Origin of the sequence: Haloechinothrix sp. LS1_15 (assembly GCF_033042135.1) — a bacterium.
In the GTDB taxonomy this organism is placed as follows: domain Bacteria; phylum Actinomycetota; class Actinomycetes; order Mycobacteriales; family Pseudonocardiaceae; genus Haloechinothrix.
The window spans coordinates 183281-203592 of the sequence record NZ_WBXM01000001.1 but is presented as its reverse complement, the minus strand read 5'-3'; the positions used below and the strand labels follow the sequence as shown (position 1 = coordinate 203592).

General features: G+C 67.7%; 20 protein-coding genes. 17 read left to right on the top strand and 3 right to left on the bottom strand.

Annotation, left to right across the window (positions count from 1 at the left end):
* The first annotated feature begins 2 nt into the window (after nucleotides 1-2).
* From F8178_RS00985 to F8178_RS00935, 11 genes are all read left to right on the top strand, one after another.
* The gene (locus F8178_RS00985) at nucleotides 3-1037 is read left to right on the top strand and encodes an alpha-ketoacid dehydrogenase subunit beta (RefSeq protein WP_317492656.1); all 1035 of its coding nucleotides are present in this window, start codon (nucleotides 3-5) and stop codon (nucleotides 1035-1037) included.
* Nucleotides 1038-1047: 10 nt separating this feature from the next.
* On the top strand, nucleotides 1048-2529 hold the full coding sequence (locus tag F8178_RS00980) for a dihydrolipoamide acetyltransferase family protein (RefSeq protein WP_317492655.1): 1482 nt from the start codon (nucleotides 1048-1050) through the stop codon (nucleotides 2527-2529).
* Nucleotides 2530-2786: 257 nt separating this feature from the next.
* Entirely contained in the window at nucleotides 2787-2981 is a 195-nt protein-coding gene (locus F8178_RS00975) for a hypothetical protein (protein ID WP_317492654.1), read from the top strand.
* 128 nt (nucleotides 2982-3109) lie between these two features.
* The gene (locus F8178_RS00970) at nucleotides 3110-3616 is read left to right on the top strand and encodes a hypothetical protein (RefSeq protein WP_317492653.1); all 507 of its coding nucleotides are present in this window, start codon (nucleotides 3110-3112) and stop codon (nucleotides 3614-3616) included.
* Nucleotides 3613-4185: a DUF6973 domain-containing protein gene (locus tag F8178_RS00965; RefSeq protein WP_317492652.1), complete on the top strand. Its 573-nt coding sequence runs from the start codon at nucleotides 3613-3615 to the stop codon at nucleotides 4183-4185. The genes F8178_RS00970 and F8178_RS00965 overlap by 4 nt, the downstream gene beginning before the upstream one ends.
* Nucleotides 4186-4250: 65 nt before the next feature.
* The gene (locus F8178_RS00960) at nucleotides 4251-4628 is read left to right on the top strand and encodes a hypothetical protein (protein ID WP_317492651.1); all 378 of its coding nucleotides are present in this window, start codon (nucleotides 4251-4253) and stop codon (nucleotides 4626-4628) included.
* A 287-nt stretch (nucleotides 4629-4915) separates the two neighbouring features.
* The gene (locus tag F8178_RS00955; protein WP_317492650.1) at nucleotides 4916-5230 is read left to right on the top strand and encodes a type VII secretion target; all 315 of its coding nucleotides are present in this window, start codon (nucleotides 4916-4918) and stop codon (nucleotides 5228-5230) included.
* Entirely contained in the window at nucleotides 5230-6444 is a 1215-nt protein-coding gene (locus tag F8178_RS00950; protein ID WP_317492649.1) for a DUF6973 domain-containing protein, read from the top strand. Before F8178_RS00955 ends, F8178_RS00950 begins: the two co-directional genes overlap by 1 nt.
* 68 nt (nucleotides 6445-6512) lie before the next feature.
* Nucleotides 6513-6890, top strand: a complete 378-nt coding sequence (locus F8178_RS00945) for a hypothetical protein (RefSeq protein WP_317492648.1) — start codon at nucleotides 6513-6515, stop codon at nucleotides 6888-6890.
* Nucleotides 6891-7075: 185 nt separating this feature from the next.
* A complete protein-coding gene (gene egtB / locus F8178_RS00940; protein ID WP_317492647.1) occupies nucleotides 7076-8341 on the top strand; it encodes an ergothioneine biosynthesis protein EgtB in 1266 nt (421 codons plus the stop codon).
* 123 nt (nucleotides 8342-8464) lie between these two features.
* A complete protein-coding gene (locus tag F8178_RS00935; RefSeq protein ID WP_317492646.1) occupies nucleotides 8465-8989 on the top strand; it encodes an FxsA family protein in 525 nt (174 codons plus the stop codon).
* Here F8178_RS00935 and F8178_RS00930 read toward each other — a convergent pair.
* Nucleotides 8979-9596, bottom strand: a complete 618-nt coding sequence (locus tag F8178_RS00930; RefSeq protein ID WP_317493047.1) for an alkyl sulfatase C-terminal domain-containing protein — start codon at nucleotides 9594-9596, stop codon at nucleotides 8979-8981. The two genes, F8178_RS00935 and F8178_RS00930, sit on opposite strands and share 11 nt — an antisense overlap.
* Nucleotides 9597-9825: 229 nt before the next feature.
* Between F8178_RS00930 and F8178_RS00925 the strand changes: the two genes are divergently transcribed.
* Nucleotides 9826-10479, top strand: coding sequence for a TetR/AcrR family transcriptional regulator (locus tag F8178_RS00925; RefSeq protein WP_317492645.1), 654 nt, complete (start codon nucleotides 9826-9828; stop codon nucleotides 10477-10479).
* A 73-nt stretch (nucleotides 10480-10552) separates the two neighbouring features.
* On the opposite strand, the gene F8178_RS00920 is transcribed toward F8178_RS00925, so the two are convergent.
* The gene (locus tag F8178_RS00920) at nucleotides 10553-11413 is read right to left on the bottom strand and encodes a MaoC/PaaZ C-terminal domain-containing protein (RefSeq protein WP_317492644.1); all 861 of its coding nucleotides are present in this window, start codon (nucleotides 11411-11413) and stop codon (nucleotides 10553-10555) included.
* Nucleotides 11414-11426: 13 nt separating this feature from the next.
* Entirely contained in the window at nucleotides 11427-12788 is a 1362-nt protein-coding gene (locus tag F8178_RS00915) for a 3-oxoacyl-ACP reductase (protein ID WP_317492643.1), read from the bottom strand.
* Nucleotides 12789-12998: 210 nt separating this feature from the next.
* On the opposite strand from F8178_RS00915, the gene F8178_RS00910 reads away from it, so the two are divergent.
* The 5 genes from F8178_RS00910 (at nucleotide 12999) to F8178_RS00890 (ending at nucleotide 20291) form a co-directional block, all read left to right on the top strand.
* Nucleotides 12999-14381 carry an acetyl-CoA C-acetyltransferase gene (locus tag F8178_RS00910; protein WP_317492642.1) on the top strand — a complete coding sequence of 461 codons (1383 nt, stop codon included), beginning with the start codon at nucleotides 12999-13001 and terminating at the stop codon, nucleotides 14379-14381.
* A 252-nt stretch (nucleotides 14382-14633) separates the two neighbouring features.
* Complete coding sequence (locus tag F8178_RS00905; RefSeq protein WP_317492641.1) at nucleotides 14634-15602, top strand: ATP-binding cassette domain-containing protein; 969 nt, start codon at nucleotides 14634-14636, stop codon at nucleotides 15600-15602.
* Nucleotides 15599-16423 (top strand): ABC transporter permease, encoded by an 825-nt coding sequence (locus F8178_RS00900; protein ID WP_317492640.1) that lies wholly within the window; start codon nucleotides 15599-15601, stop codon nucleotides 16421-16423. The genes F8178_RS00905 and F8178_RS00900 overlap by 4 nt, the downstream gene beginning before the upstream one ends.
* A 336-nt stretch (nucleotides 16424-16759) precedes the next feature.
* Nucleotides 16760-17956, top strand: coding sequence for an ATP-binding protein (locus tag F8178_RS00895; protein WP_317492639.1), 1197 nt, complete (start codon nucleotides 16760-16762; stop codon nucleotides 17954-17956).
* 724 nt (nucleotides 17957-18680) lie between these two features.
* Complete coding sequence (locus F8178_RS00890) at nucleotides 18681-20291, top strand: alpha/beta hydrolase (protein WP_317492638.1); 1611 nt, start codon at nucleotides 18681-18683, stop codon at nucleotides 20289-20291.
* The last annotated feature ends 21 nt before the right edge of the window (nucleotides 20292-20312 follow it).

Here is a 20312-nt window from a genome sequence, read left to right as displayed (position 1 = left end):
CCATGTCACGTACTGCTCAGACGACAGAACAGGGCGCGCAGCAGGCGGTGCAGACCCTCACCATTGCCAAAGGCCTCAACCTGGGGCTGCGCAGCGCGATGGAGTCCGACAACAAGGTCGTCCTGCTCGGTGAGGACATCGGCAGGCTGGGCGGCGTCTTCCGCATCACCGACGGGCTACAGAAGGACTTCGGGGAAGACCGCGTGCTGGACACCCCGCTGGCGGAGTCCGGCATCATCGGCACCGCCATCGGGTTGGCCGTGCGCGGCTATCGGCCTGTCTGCGAGATTCAGTTCGACGGCTTCATCTTCCCCGGTTTCGATCAGATCGTCAGCCAGCTGTCCAAGCTGCACTACCGAACGCAGGGCAAGGTCAGGGTCCCGATCGTGGTGCGAGTCCCCTACGGCGGCGGGATCGGCGCCGTCGAGCACCACTCCGAATCCCCGGAGTCGCTGTTCTGCCACGTCGCCGGGCTCAAGGTGGTCTCGTGCTCGAACCCGGCCGATGCCTACTGGATGATGCAGCAGGCGATCGCGTGTGACGACCCGGTGCTGTTCTTCGAGCCGAAGCGCCGCTACTGGGAGAAGGGCGAGGTGGACACCATCACCGAGCCCGCCCCGCTGTTCGCGTCGCGGACGGTGCGGCCAGCCAACTACCAGGCCTCGCACACCGCCACGCTGGCCACCTACGGCCCGCAGGTGCGTACCTGCCTCGACGCGGCAACAGCGGCCGAGGACGACGGCATCTCGCTGGACGTCATCGACCTGCGCAGCCTGTCGCCGCTGGACCTCGAACCGGTTTTCGAGTCGGTGCGCCGTACCGGCAGGCTGGTCGTGGTCACGGAGGCGCCCTCGGAGAGCTCCATCAGCTCCGAGGTGGCGGCACGGGTGCAACAGGAGTGTTTCTACTCGCTGGAGGCACCGGTGCAGCGCGTCACCGGGTTCGACACCCCCTACCCTCCCGCCAAGCTCGAGGAGCACTACCTCCCCGATCTTGACCGTGTGCTGTACGCCGTCGATCAAGCACTTGCGTGGTGAGGGAGCGGGAATGTCCGAACTGAAGAGCTTTCCCCTCCCGGATGCCGGGGAGGGGCTGACCGAAGCGGAAATCCTCAACTGGCACGTCGCCGCTGGCGACCAGGTCGAGGTCAACCAGATCATCGTGGAGATCGAGACGGCGAAGGCCGCCGTGGAACTGCCCTGCCCCTGGGCGGGCGTGGTGGCCGAGCTGCTCGCCGAGCCCGGCCAGACGGTCGAGGTCGGCACACCGATCCTGACCATCGACGTCGACCCGGACGGCAGCGCCCCGCCGGGCTCGCAGAACGGCACAGCTGCGGGCGCGGCCGGAGCGTCCCAGGCTGGTGCGGCCGCGGCATCCGCCGAAGCGTCCGGTGAGGGCGGCGGCGATGGCGACAGTGGCGAGCAGGTGGCCACCCTCGTCGGCTACGGGCCCGCGAAGTCGACTGGCGTCAAACGCCGACCGCGCACCGATACGCCAAAGGGGCCAAGGGGAGCGACGAACGGGTCCTCGGCCTCGCCCGAGGCACCTGCCGACGGGGGCGCGGCCACCTCGACCACCGCTCCGACGCGGGGCGAGTCGACCGAACCCGACGGGACGGTCGAGTACGTGCCGCTGGCGAAACCCCCGGTGCGCAAGCTCGCCAAGGAGCTCGGCGTGGACCTGCGCCAGGTTATCGGGCACGGCGAAGGCGGCGTGATCACCCGTGAGGACGTCCGGCGCGCTGCCGAACCTGCTCCCACCCAGGCGAGTCAGGCTGCCCCGGCCGCGCAGGCGGCGCCTGCCACCCAGCAGGCACCGGCTGGCGATGCCGAGCGGGAGCGCCGCGTGCCGATCCGCAGTGTCCGCAAGGCCACGGCCAAGGCGATGGTGTCGTCGGCGTTCACCGCGCCGCACGTCACCGAGTTCCTCACCGTGGACGTCACCCCGATGATGGAGCTGCGGAATCGGCTGAAGAACCAGCCAGCCTACACCGGCGTCAAGCTGACCCCGCTGGCTTTCGCCGCGAAGGCGATGTGCCTGGCGGTCAAGCGCACACCCGAGGTCAACGCCACCTGGGACGAGGAGTCCGAGGAGATCGTCTACAAGGACTACGTGCACCTCGGGGTCGCCGCCGCTACGCAGCGGGGGCTGGTGGTGCCGAAGGTGCGGGACGCGGACTCGATGACCCTCGCTGAGCTCGCCGCTGCCCTCGACGACCTCACCGAGGCGGCACGCAGCGGTACCACGTCACCGTCGGACATGGTGAACGGCACGATCACCATCACCAACGTCGGAGTGTTCGGAGTGGACACCGGAACACCGATCATTAACCCAGGTGAGTCGGCGATCCTGGCGTTCGGTGCCATCCGCGACATGCCGTGGGTGGTCGACGGCGAGCTGGTGCCGCGCAAGATCTGCCAGCTGTCGCTGAGCTTCGACCACCGGCTGGTGGACGGCCAGCAGGGCTCGCAGTTCCTGGCGGATGTCGGCGCGCTACTGTCCGACCCGGCCGTGGCGATGACGTTCTGACGACGTTCCACGTCGACGGGCACGAGGCCGGGGCGGCGGAGATTGCCGCTGCCCCGGCCCGGCGCCCGGCATGATCAACTCTTGCTCGCGCGCTAGCAGGCTCAGTACACTCCTCGCGGCGTCACTGGGGAGGAGCGATGTCGGGATTCGAGGCCGAGACCGAATCGATCCGCGAATCCGGCACCGCCGCGCGCGACGTTGCCGACCACGTCGCCGAGGAGAGGGCGGGGAACACCGTAGCCGGGTGAGCAGACGCGATGCCCAGGCCGGAATCGGCCGAAGCGGCATCGTCGCTGGCCGAGGCGTGGCACGCGGAGCTCGCCGCGTGGGTGAAGGATATGCGGAGCTACGGCGACAAGTTGCACGACAGCGCGGACACGTACGAGGCGAACGAAGCGGCTGCCGAGCGCGCGTTCGGCGAGGTGGCCGTGGGCGATATGAGGCCGACCTGATGATCGCCTGGGCCGAGGTGAAGACATGGGCCCCACCAGGATCGGCTCGGTGGCAGACGGGCTGAAGAAGTACCGTGACGCGTTGGTCGGGCTAAACAGGAAGTCGAAACCACCGTCACGCCCAGCAGTTGGGTTGGGGAAGCCGCCACAGCGGCCAGGGGGAGCTACGCCAGCACATCACGCGACTCGAGGAGATCGTCGCCGAAGTATCGGCAGCTTTCGCCGGTACCGCCGAGGCGGAAACCGCAGTCGAAGGGATCAAGCGCTCGACCCACGAGGCCGAGGAACTCGCCGCGCGATACGAGTTCACCATCACCGACGCCGGTGAGGTGGCCTCGCTCCGCGACTCCTCGGACAGCGTGCCGTTCGCCGAACAAGCCCATCGCAGCATGATCGAGGCGACGCTGGTGCACCAGGTCGGCGAGATCCTTGACTCGGCCAGCGAGCTCGACAGCAACCTGGCAGACACTCTCCGGAGGGCCGCAGCCGGCCAGATCGATGCCGAGGGTGATTCGCTGTCCGAGGTCGCCGAAGCCGGAGCTGGCCAGGCGGGCAGCCCTCACGACGAGCTATTGGAGCAGTACAACGTCGCACCCGACCCGGACGGCATAACCGTCTACCCCCGGACTGGGTGAACTGGACGCCCGGCGTTCCGGAGGTCGCCATGACGGTGACCGAAGCCGACGTGCTCGGCGAGCTCCAGTTCCATCAAGGGGTTTTCGCGGTCCACGATGCCTACGACATCTACCAGGATTCCCTGCACCAGAGCGGGCTCGTGTTCGACGGTCAAGGTGAGACGGACGGGCATGCAGACGCATTTCGTCACGCGTACTGGAACGCGCAGCTGACTCAGCGGTTCGGCGAGGAGTGGACCGAGGAGTTCACCACCGCCCACGAAGGGGATCCGGACAATCATCCGACACCGGTGGCGATGGACCAACACAACAACGAGGTCGGCAGGCGTATCGCTGTGGAGAACCCCGACGCGAGCCAGCAGGAGCTGCGAGAGTTGGTGGAGCAGGCCGTGCGGGACGGCGAGATGGTCGTCATCGACCAGAACGAGCGCCTCCAGTACAGCGACCAAGTCGACCTGGACGATACGCGCCCCACGACGCCCGAGAACCCCTGGCCTAGGGATAACCCCGAGCGGGAGGAGCACGCTCCGTTCCCGGACTCCGAAGCCTACCCAGACAGGCGGTACTGATGCCTCTTCGATGCCTTCTCGCCAGCGCTACACTCGCGCTCCTCGTCGCCGTGGGAGGCTGTGCCATGTTCGGAACCGTATCCGTGGAGTACGACGAACAGCTCAACGACGAGCTCACCAACCTACGAGAGGCCGGTGAGTCGAAGCCGTTCAAGGAAGTCTTCCCCGGCGACTGGGACCAAGCGCACGGGATCGTCGGCCCGACGACCGAGGAGCACATCAACGAGATCACCGGACTCGATGTCGAGCTACGCGGCTCCGGAATCTACCGCGACAGCTTCATGAACGACGGCAACCTCATCATCTTCACCTCCGGCGACGTCGTCCGCATGGTCAGCACCGGCAAACGGCATGTTTTCCCGCACGGCACCGTCCCGCCCGACGCGGTCCTGCAGGGCGAACCCGACCCCGGCCGGATCAGGATTGTCGACCCCGATGGGTGACGACGCCGTGCCCGGCGCTCCGGCACACCAAGCCGTCCGATGCGGTCTACGCGTGACTCGAAACGCGGAGGCGCGGTCAACAAACGTCACCCGGTTCAATCCGACAACCGTACCTGCGGCAGGAATCCGCTACCCACTCTCGCGCACCTCATGGGCGGGAGAGCCGGACAACGTTCGGCATGCAGCCCACCCGAATACAAGATCAACTCTTGTGCGATGCGCGGGCTCCTGATTAAGATCATTCAGCTACAACTCGGTGGCTACTGGGAGGAGACTGGGGAGGGTTCGTGTCCGGGTTCGAAGCTGAGACGGAATCGATCCGCGCGTCGGGTGATGCCGCGCGCGCCGCCGCCGATGAGGTCGCGGAGGTGGATGCGGCGGCCACTGTCACCGACCTCAGATCCGCGATGCCGGGATCAGAGTCAGCCGAGCTCGCATCATCGCTGGCTGAATCGTGGCGCACCGAGTTGTCGTCGTGGGTCGCCGACATGCGGACATACGGCGGCAACCTGCACGACAGCGCGGATACCTACGAAGCGAACGATGAAGCCGCCGCCCGCGCATTCGGCGACATCCCGCTGGGCGCCGCGAGGCCGATCTGATGGTTTCCTGGGCGGACGTCAAGCGATGGGATCCCGCCGCGATCGGCTCAGTAGCCGACGGGCTGCGCAACGACCGCGATGTGCTGGTCGGGGTGGAGCAGGAGGTGGCCGATGCCGCCGCCCCCAGCGACTGGGTCGGTGACGCGGCACAGGCTGCGGGTAACCAGTTGCGCAGGTATGTCAGCAGGCTCGAAAGACGTGTCGCCGAGATGTCTGCCGTTTTCGCGGGCACGGCCGAGGCGGAAACCGCTGCCGAGAGCCTCAAGCGCGCGATCGGTGACGCCGAGGAGCTCGCCCAGCGGTACGAGTTCCGCATCACCGACGCAGGCGAGGTGGTTCCGCTCGCGGAATCCTCGCCAAGCACGCCCTTCGCTGTACTCGACCACCGCAGCATGATCAAGTTCCAGCTGGAAGCGCAGGTCGGTCAGATCCTCAACGCCGCATCCGAACTGGACAGTGGGCTGGCCGCCACGCTACGCCAGGCCGCGAACGGTCAGATCGACGCCGAGGGTGAGTCGCTGGCCGAGGTGGCCGAAGCCGCTGAGGAGCAGGCGGACGGCGGGCTGCACGAGGAGCTGCTCGAGCAGTACAACGTCGCTCCTGACCCGGACGGCATGACCATGTTCCCGCCGGAATGGATGGGCTGGATACCCAAGGTGAACCCAACCCAGATGACGGCCACCGAGGCCAGGATGCTGGAGAACCTGATGGTTCACGAAGGTGTCTACGGCGTGTACGAGGCGTACGAGATCTACCGGGACTCTCTGCACCAGGGCGAGACCGTGTTCGACGGCGCCGGGGTCACGGATGGGCACGGCGACGCGTTCCGGCATGCTTACTGGAACGCGCAGCTGACTCAGCGGTTCGGTGAGGAGTGGACCGAGGAGTTCGCCACCGCGCACGAGGGCTCAGACTACTCGCATCCCACCCCGATTGCCATGGACCTGCACAACAACGAGGTCGGCAGGCGTATCGCTGTGGAGAACCCCGACGCGAGCCAGGAGGAGCTGCGAGAGTTGGTGGAGCAGGCCGTGCGGGACGGCGAGATGGTCGTCATCGACCAGAACGAGCGCCTCCAGTACAGCGACCAGGTCGACATAGGCGACACACGTCCCACGCGGGAGGAGGACTTGGAGTGGCCGGCGGACGAGATCGACCGGGACGGTCACGGGCGGCCTCCCGAGCCCGAGGCCTACCCGGAGAACCGGTACTGACTACGCTTCGCAGCGTACTCATCACCGGTGCGCTGACCCTGACTCTCACATTAGGAGGCTGTTCAGCGTTGACAAGCGTATCCGTGGAACACGACGGTCAGCTCCACGAGGAACTCACCACCCTCCGCGACAGCGGTGGGTCGAAGCCGCTGAAGGAGATCGCGCCGGGCGACTGGACCGAAGCGCACCTGGTGATCGGCCCGGCGAGCGAGCAGCGGATTCGCGAGGTCACCGGCCTCGACGTCGAGCTACGCGGGGACGGGACCTTCGAGGGCAGCTTCGTGCAGGACGGCAACCTCATCATCTTCACCAGAGGCGAGGACATCGTCCGGATGGTCAGCACCGGGCAGTACCAGGCTTTCAGGGAGGGAACTGTTTCGTCGGAAGCGGTCCTGCACGGCGACCCAGGTTCCCTCCAGATCCGGATCGTCGACCCCGACGAGTAGCGAGGTTCCCACCGGGTCGTTCGCGTGCGTCGCTGGGCTGACCGTGTGACTCTCACTGCCTCATACCGGTGAACTCCCTGATCCGTTTCTCGCACCCCGTGCCGGTGCGGACGATCTGTGCCACGATCGCCGCCGGGGCGGGAGATCCTGCTGCCTGATCAAGCGATCGCTGGGAGGGGAGACCGATGACGGCGCTGGAACCACGAACCGTGCCCGGCTGTGCCGAGCTCGCCGAGCGGTACGACGCGGTACGTGCCCTGACCGAACGGCTGGCGAGCCCGCTCTCGCCGGAAGATCAATCGATCCAGTCCGCCCCCGAGGTCAGCCCCACCAAGTGGCACCGCGCGCACACATCGTGGTTCTTCGAGACGTTCGTCCTCGCCGCGGCGCTGGCCGACTACCGGGAGTTCCATCCTCGGTTCGGCTACCTGTTCAACTCGTACTACAACACCGTAGGGGCGCAGTTCCCGAGGAATCACCGAGGCGTGATCTCCCGGCCGGGCGCGAGTGAAATCACCGAGTACCGGACCCATGTGGACTCCGCGATGCACCACCTGCTCGGCGGGGAGTCGGACGCGGAGACGTTGCGGCTGGTGGAGCTGGGTTTGAATCACGAGCAGCAGCACCAGGAGCTGCTGCTGATGGACATCAAGCACGTCCTGTCGTGCAACCCGCTGCGGCCGGGCTATACCCGGCAGAGCACCCCGGAGCCGACCGCGACACCGCCCCTGACGTGGTCTGAGCACCCGGGTGGTTTCGTGGAGGTCGGTCACGACGGTGTCGGGTTCGCCTACGACAATGAGCAGCCACGCCACCAGGCGTGGCTGCACCCGTTCGCGTTGGCCTCCCGCCCGGTCACCAACGGGGAGTGGCTGGAGTTCATCGACAACGGTGGCTACCGACGGCCCGAGTTGTGGCTATCCGACGGCTGGGCCACCGTGCAGTCCGAAGGCTGGCACGCACCGCTGTACTGGGAGCACCGGGACGGCGAGTGGCAGGTTTTCACGCTCTCCGGGACGCGGCCGGTGAACGCCGCCGAACCGGTCTGCCACATCAGCTACTACGAGGCCGACGCCTACGCCCGCTGGGCCGGTGCGCGACTGCCAACCGAGTTCGAGTGGGAAGCGGTCGCGGCCGACCAGCCGCTGGACGGCCGCCTGCTGGATCCGGACCGGCTGCATCCGCGCGCCGCCCCTGACGGCCGGGGGCCACGGCAGATGTTCGGTGATGTCTGGGAGTGGACCGGCAGCGCCTACCTACCTTATCCCGGTTACCAGCCGCCCGCCGGGGCCATCGGAGAGTACAACGGCAAGTTCATGGTCAACCAGCACGTGCTGCGCGGCGGCTGCTTCGCCACCCCACCCGACCACATGCGCGCCACCTACCGCAACTTCTTCCCACCAGCCGCACGGTGGATGTTCGCGGGTATGCGCCTGGCTCGCCCGCTGTGAAGTGACCAGGCCGGGCCACACCGACCCAGGGGAGGTCGCTGCCCACCGTCGCCATCGGCGTCGAGGAGTGCGGGCCACGACCCGCCGGGAACGAATCGGACCCGGGCGTACGTTGGTCGTAATATGGCTGTCGCACTGCTGCTCTACCTCATCGCCGAGATCGCCGCCGTGTGGGCGGTGGCTTCCGTCATCGGGATCGGCTGGACCATCCTCGCCCTGCTGGCCGGGGCCGTGATCGGCTCGTGGCTGGCACGCCGCGAAGGCGGCAAGGTCGCCAGGGAGCTGTTCACCGCCACCGGCGAGGGGCGCTCGGGACACCGCGAGATCACCGAGGGCATGCTGATCGCCCTCGGCGGCTTGCTGATCCTGCTGCCCGGCTTCCTCACCGACATCGCGGGCATCGTGGTGATCCTGCCGCCCGCCCGTGGCGCCATCCGGCGTTACTGGCTACGAAAGGTGGAACGCGCGGCACAGTGGGGGCCAACCACCCGTGGGCCCGGCGGGGCGGCCGGAGGTGTCCGGTTCCACCGGACCGTCGTGGTGGACGGCGAGGTGGTCTCGGACAGCGGCTACCAGCAGCGCGACGCCCGCGACCAGCAGGATCCCGAGGACGACGGCGAGGGACCGCGCCGCAGCATCACCCCTTGACAGTGGGTTTGGGGATGTCGAAGTAGCTGCTGAGCATCGCGGCGAGCGAGTAGTCGCCCTTCACCCGCACCCGGCCGGTGATGAACATCGGTGCGACGGCGGCATTGCCGGTGGCCACCCGCATGAAGTCGAGCGCAGACATCGTCAGCGTGGTGTCGGGGACACGCCCGAGATCCTCCCCCGAGACGCACACCCCGTCCTCGATGACGGTCTGGTACCGCTGGTACTCCCCGCCCTCGTCGGCGTCGTCACCGTCGGTGAAGCGCCACGACAGGGTCAGGCTGACACCCCTCGACTTGCTCTCGATGAGGTGGTCGGACATCCTCCGGAAGATTTCCTCGAGGAAGAACGTGCGCAGCTCGGTGTCCTCGGTGATCCGCTTGAGTTGATCCTTGGACGCCCGCGCCACCAGGTTGACGAACGATTCCGTACTCAACGAGCTCAGTTCGACACCGGAGCCGGACTCGCCGAGCATGTGCAACGCTTTGATCAGTTGCTCGAACTGCTCGGGCGAGAGCCTGCCCAGATCGATGCCCGAAGCCAGCGCATCCAGCGCACCACCGCGCTCGGCCGGAGGGCGGTGGTGGCGCACGGCGAAAGCGGGCATCCGCAGACGCCGCAACCACGCATTCGATCTCGACCTGGCCGCCACGCTTACCGATGCTAGCAAGAAGCTACCGAGGAGTAGTCAGTCGCGAGTATCCCCACGCGTTCGACACCTTCCGTGCTCCACCCTCGCCTGGCGCCCGAACCTACTGGCCAGTAGATTTTGATGAGTATCGTCCACGTCGAGACAGCGAAACTCCACGACAGAGGCCACGAGCCGGGAGGTGTGCGTGAACCGGGGCACCCAGCAGCCGAGAACGCGGCGACTGCCGAGGGAAGTTCGGGAGCGTCAGATCCTGGATGCCGCCGTGCAGGTCTTCTCGGAACACGGTTACCACGCAGCGGCCATGGACGAGGTCGCCGAGGTGGCTGGCGTGTCCAAACCGATGGTCTATACCTACCTCGGATCCAAGGAAGACCTCTTCACCCACTGCATCCGACGCGAGGCCAAACGGCTCATCGACGCCGTCACCGAGGGAGTGGACAGCGAGGCCGAGCTCGCACCGGACATGCAGCTATGGCTCGGCCTGCGATCGTTCTTCCGGTTCGTCGGCCAGAACCGCGAGTCGTGGACGGTGCTACACCGGCAGGCCCTCTCGGTGGGAGGGGCATTCGCCGCCGAGATCTCCGAGATGCGCAACCGCTCGATCGAACTCGTCGCCTCCGTGGTGATCGCGGCAGGTACCAAGCAGGGCATCGGCGAGCAGGCCGAGAAATCGGCGGCCGGGCTGGCCGCGGCGCTCGTCGGCGCCGCCGAGTCGATGGCCGACTGGTGGATCGACCATCCGGACATCAGCGACGGCACGTTGGCATCGTGGCTGATGAATCTCGTCTGGCTCGGGTTCGGCGACCTGGTGCAGGGAGCGGTCTGGCGCCCCGAGTGATTACGGTCGGGGTGGCCGGACAGGAACCGGCCACCCCGCGACCCGTCACCGCCTGCTGAACACCACGGGCAATTCAGGACAGCGGCGTGATCGTGCCGTCCAGGTGCGGCTTCGGCTTGCGGGAGTGCCACAACTCGAAGCTGACACCCTCGTCGTTCTGCCAGCTGGTGAACGCAACCGTGCTCGGCAGCAGCACCGGCTGCTTGAAGCGCACCGTCACCGTGAAGGCGTCCGGAAGCCTGCCCTCGAAGGCGCTCACCGCGTGCGCCTTGCTCCACATACCGTGCGCGATGGCCTTCGGGAATCCGAACAGTTTCGCGGTGGCCGCGTACAGGTGGATCGGGTTGTGGTCGCCGGAGACCTCCGCGTATCGGCGCCCCATATCACCGGGAACACGCCACAACGCGGTCGGTGTCGGGGCGGTGAGCTGGTCCCGCTTGCCGGAGGATCCGGAGCCGCCGCCGCGCCGCAGGTAGGTGCTGATGCCGGTCCAGACCGGATCGTTCTCGCCGTCGGGCACCACCTCGCTGACGAGGTCGAACTGCTTGCCCTTCTCATGCGGGCGCAGGTTGCCCGCGCTCACCCGGATCGAGAACCGGTCGGTCACCCGCAGCGGCCTGTGCTGCGTGATGGTGTTCGCGACGTGCACCAACCCCGGCAGCGGGAACGGGAACGTCGGATCCGCCATCAGCTTCACCTGTAGCGGGAACGCCAGGACGTGCGGGTAGGTCGCGGGGAGCTCATCGGCGAGCCGGAAGCCGCACACCTCGTTGTACGCCGCGAGGTGATCAGGGTCGGTCGTGACGCCGGTCCGGACGAGCTGCTCGTCTGGCAGCTCCGCGGAGCGCTTGGCCCCAGGGAGGAAGCCGGAGACGAGTGCCTTGGGGTACAGCGAGGCGAGGTTCGGCGCCGAGTCGAGTTCGGTGACTGCCATGGTGCTGACCTCCTCACGCGCCGATCATGGCTTGGCCACACACCCGGACAACGTTGCCGTTGACCGCGGCAGAAGCCGGATTGGCGTACCAGGCGATGGTCTCCGCGACGTCCACCGGCAGACCGCCCTGGGACAGGCTGGACAGTCGCCGCGCAGGCTCCCGGATGGTGGCTGGCATCGCCTGGGTCATCTGGGTCTCGATGAAGCCGGGCGCCACGGCGTTGAACGTGCCGCCCCGCTCGGCCACCAGCGGGGCGGTGGCGTCGACCATGCCGATCACGGCGGCCTTGCTGGTGCCGTAGTTGGTCTGGCCGAGGTTGCCCGCGATACCGGCGATCGACGACACCCCGACGAAGCGGGCGTTGTCCCGCAGCACCGTGGATTCCAGCAGCGCATCGTTGATCTTCAACTGCGAGTCGATGTTGACCGAGATCACCGAGTCCCAGCGCGAGGCGTCCATGTTGGCGAGCTTCTTGTCCCTGGTGATCCCGGCGTTATGCACCACGATGTCGAGGCCGTCGTGCCGCTCGGCGCAGTAGTCGACGATGGTGCGCGGGGCGTCGTCGGCGGTGACGTCCAGCTGTAGCGCGGAGCCGCCGACCGCGTTGGCCACGCTGGACAGGTCGGCTCCCTGCGCCGGGATGTCCACCGCGATGACGTGCGCCCCGTCCCTGGCCAGCACGTCGGCGATGGCCGCACCGATACCCCTGGAAGCGCCGGTGACCAGCGCGACCTTGCCGTCGAGCGGCTTGGCCCACTCCGCTGGTGCGCTGACCGCCGCACCGTCGGAGCCCGCCGTGCCGATCCGCACGACCTGCCCGCTGACGAACGCCGACTTGGCCGACAGCAGGAAGCGCAGCGTCGACTCGGTGGCGCCCTCGTTGCCCGGGGCAACGTAGACCAACTGCGAGGTCGCGCCGCGCTTGAGCTCCTTGCCCACTGACCGGGTGAAACCTTCGAGCCCGCGCTGCGCGACCCGCTCGCGTGTCGTACCGGCCAACTCGGGGGGAGTGCCCAGCACGATCACCCTGCCGCAGGTACCGATCTGCTTGATCGTCGGCTGGAAGAACGCGTGCAGCTCACGAAGCTGCTGCGGGTCGGTGATGCCGGTAGCGTCGAACACCAGCGCGCCGTAGGAGACATCGGCACCGTCGGCGGCAGCCGAGGAGTGGAGCTCGACCCCTGCCGCGCGCAGTTGCTCGGTGAGGGTTTTCTCCAGGCGCCCGCCTGGCGCCGCGCCGAGCAATGCCGGACCATCGAGCAGAGGCTGCCCTGGTTCGTACCTGCGCAGCGGGGTCGGGCTAGGCAGGCCGAGTTTGGGAACGAGGAACTTGCCAACCGAGGAGTTGGTGAACTGTTGGTACCTGTCGGCCATAGGAGTCCTCCTGGATTCTCAAAGCGCCTGCCGGCTCGGCTCTTGGGCGGAAGTCACCACACAGCTTAACCTACTCGCGGGTAGGTTAGTATCGCACGAGGAGGTACGCCCTCACGGCCCGCTACTGTGCATACTCACTACCCGCTCGCGTCTCACGGTACGGCAAGCAGCCAGCCAGCACCGGTACAACGCAGCGCACCGGAGGACACCATGGCCACACCGAAGAAGTCCACAACCAGTTCGTCCAGCGGCACCGGCGCCAAGTCCGGCAGCACCGGCGCCAAGTCCAGCGGCACCGGCGCCAAGAAGGCACCGCAGAACCCGGGCGTTCGCAGGGTCGCCATCGTCGGTGGCAACCGCATCCCGTTCGCGCGGTCCAACGGCCCGTACGCACGCGCGTCCAACCAGGACATGCTGACCGCAGCGCTGGACGGCCTTGTCAGCCGGTTCAGCCTGCAAGGCGAGCGCATCGGCGAGGTCGCGGCAGGCGCCGTGCTCAAGCACTCCAGGGACTTCAACCTGGCGAGGGAAACCGTGCTCGGCAGTCGGCTGGCTCCCGAAACACCCGCTTCCGACGTGCAGATGGCCTGCGGCACCGGCCTGCAGTCGGTGATCAACGTGGCGAACAAGATCGCGCTCGGCCAGATCGACTCCGCGATCGCGGGCGGGGTGGACACCACCAGCGACGCCCCGCTCGCGCTCAACGACGACCTCCGCAAGATCCTCGTCCAACTCAACGCTGCCAAGACGGCGCAGCAGCGGCTCAAGCTGCTCGGCAAGCTGCGGCCGGGACAGATTGTGCCGGAGATGCCGCGCAACGCCGAGCCCCGCACCGGGCTGTCCATGGGTGAGCATGCCGCGCGCACCGCGAAGGCTTGGGAGCTCACCAGGGAGGAACAGGATGAACTCGCCGCGACCAGCCACCAGCGGCTCGCCGCCGCCTACGAGCGAGGGTTCTACGACGACCTCGTCACCCCGTACCTGAACCTCACCCGTGACCAGAACCTGCGCGCCGACTCGACGGCGGAGAAGCTGGCCAAGCTCAAGCCTGCCTTCGGCGGCGAGAACGGCACCATGACCGCGGGCAACTCCACCCCGCTCTCCGACGGCGCCTCCGTGGTGCTGCTGGCCACCGAGGAATGGGCCGCCGAGCGCAAGCTGCCGGTGCTGGCGTATCTGACGTTCAGCCAGACCGGTGCCGTGGACTACGTGCACGGCGACGAGGGCCTGCTGATGGCGCCGGTGTACACCGTGCCGCGCATGCTCGCCCGTGCTGGTCTCGGCCTCGGCGACTTCGACTACTACGAGATCCACGAGGCGTTCGCCTCCCAGGTGCTGTGCACGCTCAAGGCATGGGAGGACGCCGACTTCGCCAAGGAGCGCCTCGGTCTGGAAGCCCCGCTGGGGTCGATCGACAGGGACAAGCTCAACGTCAACGGCGGGTCCCTCGCCGCGGGCCACCCGTTCGCCGCGACCGGCGCGCGGATCGTGGCCACGCTGGCCAAGCAGCTGGACGAGAACGGCTCGGGCCGCGGTCTGATCTCGGTCTGCGCGGCGGGCGGTCAGGGCGTGACCGCGATCCTCGAGAAGTAACGTCCGACACACCCGGCGAAGCGGCGCCGCCCCGCTCATCCCCTGGTCCAGGCCGGATGGCCGGGGCGGCCTTTCCGCTCGTCCCGCCCTAGCTGTCCTTCAGGCGGACCCCTAGGGGAAAAATCCGGGGGACAGTGTCGGTGTTCGTTCCTAGCATGGTGGAGGCTCCCGCGGCTGGCCCACCCTCACCGGGTTCCAGCGTCGGGATCAGACTCAGCGGCTCTCTCTGCCGCACTCCACTGGGAGGAACGAATGACACCGCCACAACAGCCTGTCGCGGTACGCGCTGCCGGATTGACGAAGTCGTTCGGCAAGACGCGCGCGCTCGACGGCATCGATCTGGAGATCCCAACCGGGCACGTGCTCGGCCTGCTCGGCCCGAACGGCGCGGGCAAGACCACCACGGTCCGGATCCTGACCACCCTACTCAAGCCGGATTCCGGCACTGCGGAAGTCGCGGGCCACGACGTGTTGGCCGACCCGCAGGCCGTGCGCCGGTCGATCGGGGTATCGGGGCAGTACGCGGCCGTGGACGAGAACCTCACCGGGTTCGAGAACCTGTACATGGTGGCGCGGCTCTACGGCATGAACCGCGCCGCCGCCAAGGAGCGGGCACGGGAGTTGCTCGATCGTTTCCGCCTCACCTCCGACGGCGACCGGCCAGCCAAGGGTTACTCGGGCGGTATGCGCCGCAGGCTCGACCTGGCGGGCGCGCTGGTGGCGCGGCCATCGGTGGTGGTGCTGGACGAGCCGACAACGGGGCTCGACCCTCGCGGTCGGATGGAGACCTGGGACGTGGTGTCCAACCTGGTCACCGACGGCACCACCGTGCTGCTGACCACGCAGTACCTCGAGGAGGCCGACTACCTGGCCGACTCCATCGTGGTGATCGACTCGGGGAAGGTCATCGCGCGCGGCACCGCCGACGAGCTCAAGGCCAGGGTCGGCGGTGAACGGCTGGAGCTCGTCGTGCCTGACGCAGCCGAGCTGCCCACCGCCGCGGAGGTGCTGGCCGAGGTCGGTTCCGGCGAACCGGTGACCGATCCGCACACCCGCAAGGTGGAGGTGCTCGTCGACACCGGCCCCAAGGCGCTCATCGAGTCGCTACGTCGTCTCGACGGCCACGGCATCACCCCCGTCGATGTCGGCCTGCACCGGCCGACTCTCGACGATGTCTTCCTCGCCCTGACCGGGCACGCTGCCGAGGAGGTGCAGGCATGAACACCGCGACGAAGGTGTTCTCCGACGGTGGGGTCGTCACCTGGCGCAACCTCATGAACGTGCGGCGCAACCCGGAGTGGCTCATCGGCGCCACGCTGATGCCGATCATGTTCGTGCTGCTGTTCGCCTACGTGTTCGGCGAGTCCATCGGCATGGCGGTGACCGGATCGGCCGAGGGAGACGCGGGCGCGGCCTACCGCGAGTTCCTGATCGCGGGCATCTTCGCCCAGACGGTCGCCTTCAACTCCTCGTACACCGTGATCGGCTTCGCAAGCGATCTACAGAAGGGCATCATCGACCGGTTCCGGTCGCTGCCGATGTCCCGACTGTCGGTGATCCTCGGCCGCACCACGGCGGATCAGGCGCTGAGCGTGATCGTGCTGGTGGTGATGACCCTTGCTGGCTTGCTTGTGGGGTGGCGGATCAACGGCACACTCGGCGAGGCCGCGCTGGCGTACCTGGTGATCCTGCTGTTCGCGTTCGCCCTGTCGTGGGTGGGGGCGTTCATCGGGTTACTCGCCCGCAGCGTGGAGGTCGCCAACAGTGCCGGGCTGATCTGGATGTTCCCGCTGACCTTCGTGTCCTCGGCGTTCGTCCCGCAGGAGACGCTGCCGGGCGTGCTCGGCACGGTGGCGGAGTGGAACCCGTTCACCGCGGTGGTCAACACCGCGCGGGAGCTGTTCGGCAATACCCACGGCCCGGCGCTGACCGGCTGGCCAGCCGAGAACGCCCCGCTGTACGCGGTCCTCAGCTGTATCGCCATCATCGCGATCTTCGCCCCGCTGTCTGCGGCCCGGTACCGCAAGGTCGCCACCCAGTAGCGCCACCCGTGCGGCGGGCGGAGCTGAACGTGACGTTCGTTCCGTCTACGGCACTGAACGTCACGTTCAGCTCCCCACCTATGGCGACCGGCGCTGGACTGGCATCGCAGCTACGGTTCTCTCGCGTTGTATACCGAATAGGCAATAGAGCGAGATACAAGGTTCGAAAGCTGCGGTGCGGCGCCATCGGGGTTGCTCTGCGGTGGACGGTTGGGGAGTTGGACGTGACGTTCGTTCCGCCTAGGGCGCCGAACGTCACGTCCAGCTCCAACCCACATGGCCGGCGTGGCGTGGAAATATCGGTGTGAGGCTAGAAACATCGATACGGTTCCAGACATGGATCCTGTGCGGAATCCGTTCGCGCCGGGGGCCGGGCAGCGGCCGCCCGAGCTGGCGGGTAGGCAGCGCGAACTGCAAGCCTTCGAGGTGGTACTCGAGCGCGTGGCGCGGGGCCGTCCGGAACGCAGCCTCGTACTGATCGGGCTGCGCGGCGTGGGCAAGACGGTGCTGCTCAGCGAGCTGCGGTCGATGGCGATGCGGCGCGGCTGGGGCACGGGCAAGGTCGAGGCGCGGCCGGACGCCGAGCTGCGCAGACCACTGTCGGCCGCCCTGCACCGGGCGATCCGCGACCTGGCGGTGCGGCATCGTGCTCCCGACCGGGTGGACGAGGTTCTCGGTGTGCTCAAAGCATTCGCGCTACGCTCCAACAGGGCCGACGCGAAGCTGCGCGACCGCTGGCAACCTGGCATCGACGTGTCGGCGACGCAGGGACGCGCCGACTCCGGCGACATCGAGATCGACCTGGTCGAGCTGTTCACCGACGTCGCCGAGCTCGGCGCCGACGTCGGCACCGGCGTGGTCGTGCTGCTCGACGAGATGCAGGATCTCGGCGACGAGGACGTCTCCGCGCTGTGCGCCGCGTGCCACGAGCTGTCCCAATCCGGGGCGCCGCTCGTCGTCGTCGGCGCCGGGCTGCCGCACGTCCCGACGGTGCTGTCGGCCTCGAAGTCGTACTCCGAACGGCTGTTCCGCTACACCCGCATCGACAAGCTCGACCGCGATGATGCCGACCTGGCCGTGCTCGCGCCCATCGAACGCGAGGAAGCGGGCATCGATCACGACGCGCTGGATGCCCTGTTCGAGGTCTCGGGCGGGTATCCTTATTTCATCCAGGCTTATGGCAAGGCAGCCTGGGACGCCGCGCCCGCCGACCCCATCACCGCCGAGGATGTCCGTGTCGCCGCGCCCGAGGCGGAAGCCGAGCTCGCGGTGGGTTTCTTCGGCTCGCGCTACGAGCGCGCCACCCCGGCCGAGCGCGAGTACCTGCGCGCGATGGCCGAGATCACCGAAGGCAAGGACGAGCCCGCACAGAGCTCCGATGTCGCGGTCTACCTCGGCCGGAAGCCCTCGTCGCTGTCACCCGCGAGGGACAGCCTGCTGAAGAAGGGCCTAGTGTACTCGGCCGAACGCGGCCAGATCGCCTTCACCGTGCCTCACTTCGGCCACTACCTGCTGACCAGGGCCGAGGAGTAGCGCGCCAACCGGTGCGCTCCGGTAGCGACTCGCCGCTTCTTACGCTGTCTCGCGGTTTCTTACTCTGTCTTGGATGGTCTAGCAGTGATCCTATAGAGACTGATACAGCGGGAGAGTGAGTCGGCGCACGTGACGCGCCCCATATTATCCGGATCACGCGACAATGGACCGATGATTCGTAGGTGCGTGCTGCATTTCACCGATGATTCACTGGCCCCCTGCTGAGCGGTCCGGCATAATAGTAAGTGTCAGAGATCAATGCAAGGGGTGAGTACGAGATGGCCAATCTCGCAGCCAAGCTGCGTGCCCGTCGCGCCCGCAACCGTGCACGTAAAGCCGCGTGCCGGTCGCGAAGCAACGCGGTCGTCGCGACGGTCCAGCAGGAACTGCTCGCTGCCGCCGAATCGAGGCCGCGACGCGGGCAACATCAACGTGTGATCTAAGCCACTCTCCCGCTGTGGTGTAACACCTGGCCGAGAGGTGTCGATATTCCGGATGACCCCGTGGTGCTGGCGGACCCCCGACCTGGCAGCATCACGGGGTTTTCCATGTTCCGGCCCCGGCGCCGGACCGTTCGCCGAGCCCTGCCGTGATCCCCTGCTGTGAGCCTCTGTCCGGCCCTTCATCGTGACCCTTACGGGTGTCGCGTAACCGCACCGGCTTCCGGGTACGTAGAGTGATCAACTGACCTCGCGCCGTTGATCACGTATGCACCGAGGAAGCCATGCACCGATCCCTCACCGCGTCCATCGCGGCCGTCGCCACCGGCGCCCTGCTGGCCACAGCCGCGCCCGCGCTGGCCGCACCGGAGGCGCCCGCCCCCGCAACGGCGGGCGGCCAACCGGCTGCCCACCAGTACGCCTCGCAGACGCTGGACTGGCGGCCGTGCACCACCGACGACCTTCCCGGAACCCCCTCCGATGTCGCCGACCAGCTGGAGTGCGCGACCTACCAGGCACCGCGTGACTGGAACGAGCCCCACTCCGGCGACGACATCACCATCGCCGTCAGCAGGCTGCCCGCGCGGTCGACCGATGCCGAGCGGTCGGTGCTGACCAACCCCGGTGGTCCAGGCGCACCGGGGCGGTCGTTCCCCGCACGTTTCACCGAACGGCACGAGCTACGCGCCGAGTACGAGGTGATCGGTTTCGATCCACGGGGCACCGGGATGAGCGCCAACATCACCTGCGGGAGCGCCACCTCGAAACTCGACCCTCTCGACCCGCGCGACCGGAACCCCACCAACATCGAGCGCATCCTGAACACCACACAGCAGGCGGTGCGCGCCTGCCAGCGACACTCCGGCGAGCTCGGCCCACTGATCAACACGTTCCAGACGGTCCACGACATCGACCTGCTTCGCGGCCTGCTCGACAGGGAGCGCATCAGCTGGATCGGCTACTCTGCCGGAACCTGGCTCGGCGCGCACTACGCCGAGATGTTCACCCAGCACGCCGACCGCTTCGTGCTGGACTCCGCCGTGGAGTTCACGGCGAACTGGCAGGAATCCTTCGCCTGGCAACCGCGCGGCTTCGAGCGGCGCTGGAGGCAGGACTTCCTGCCGTGGCTCGCCGAGCACTCCGACGTGTACGAGTTCGGCCACACCGGCGAGGACGCGCGACAGACCTACGAGCGGCTGCGTTCTCGGCTGGCGGAGGAACCCGTCGAGCTCGAGGGGCACGAGGTGGGGCCTGCCGAGCTGGACGAGGTGATCGTGCGGGGCATGTATGACAAGCGGGCGTTTCCGGGACTCGCCGAGTTCCTCGCGGTCGTGCGCGAGCTGGTCGAGGAGGAGACCAGCACGGGCGAGGTCGAGATAACGATCGACGTCCTGGCGCACGCCCGCGCCACGGAGCCGTCGCCAGGGCCACGGCCACTGGTAGTGGGAGACCGGTACGAGGACGCCGCCACCGCCAGCTTCTGGACCATCCCGTGCAACGAGACGCGCTGGCAAGGCGACCGCACCAGCGTGCGCCACGACTCCGCACGCATCGGAAACCAGTACCCGCTGCTCGGTTGGGGATGGCTCAGCCAGCCGTGCATCTTCTGGCAGGGCGAACCCGTGGAACTGCCGACGCCAACCGGGCAAGGTGTGCCGCCGGTGCTGATCGTGCAATCCACCCACGATCCCGCCACACCCATCGAAGGGGCCATGCGTGCTCACCGCTCATTCGCAGGCTCGGCCATGCTCACCGTCGTCGACGAGGGCGATCACGGCCTCTACGCGGGCGGCAACACGTGCGTGGATCAGCATGTGGAGGACTACCTTGTCCACAACCAGCCCCCGCGGGACAGCGTCTGTCAGGGAACCCCGCTTCCCGACCCCTCCGGGTAGCGCCCTGCCGAAAGCCGGATC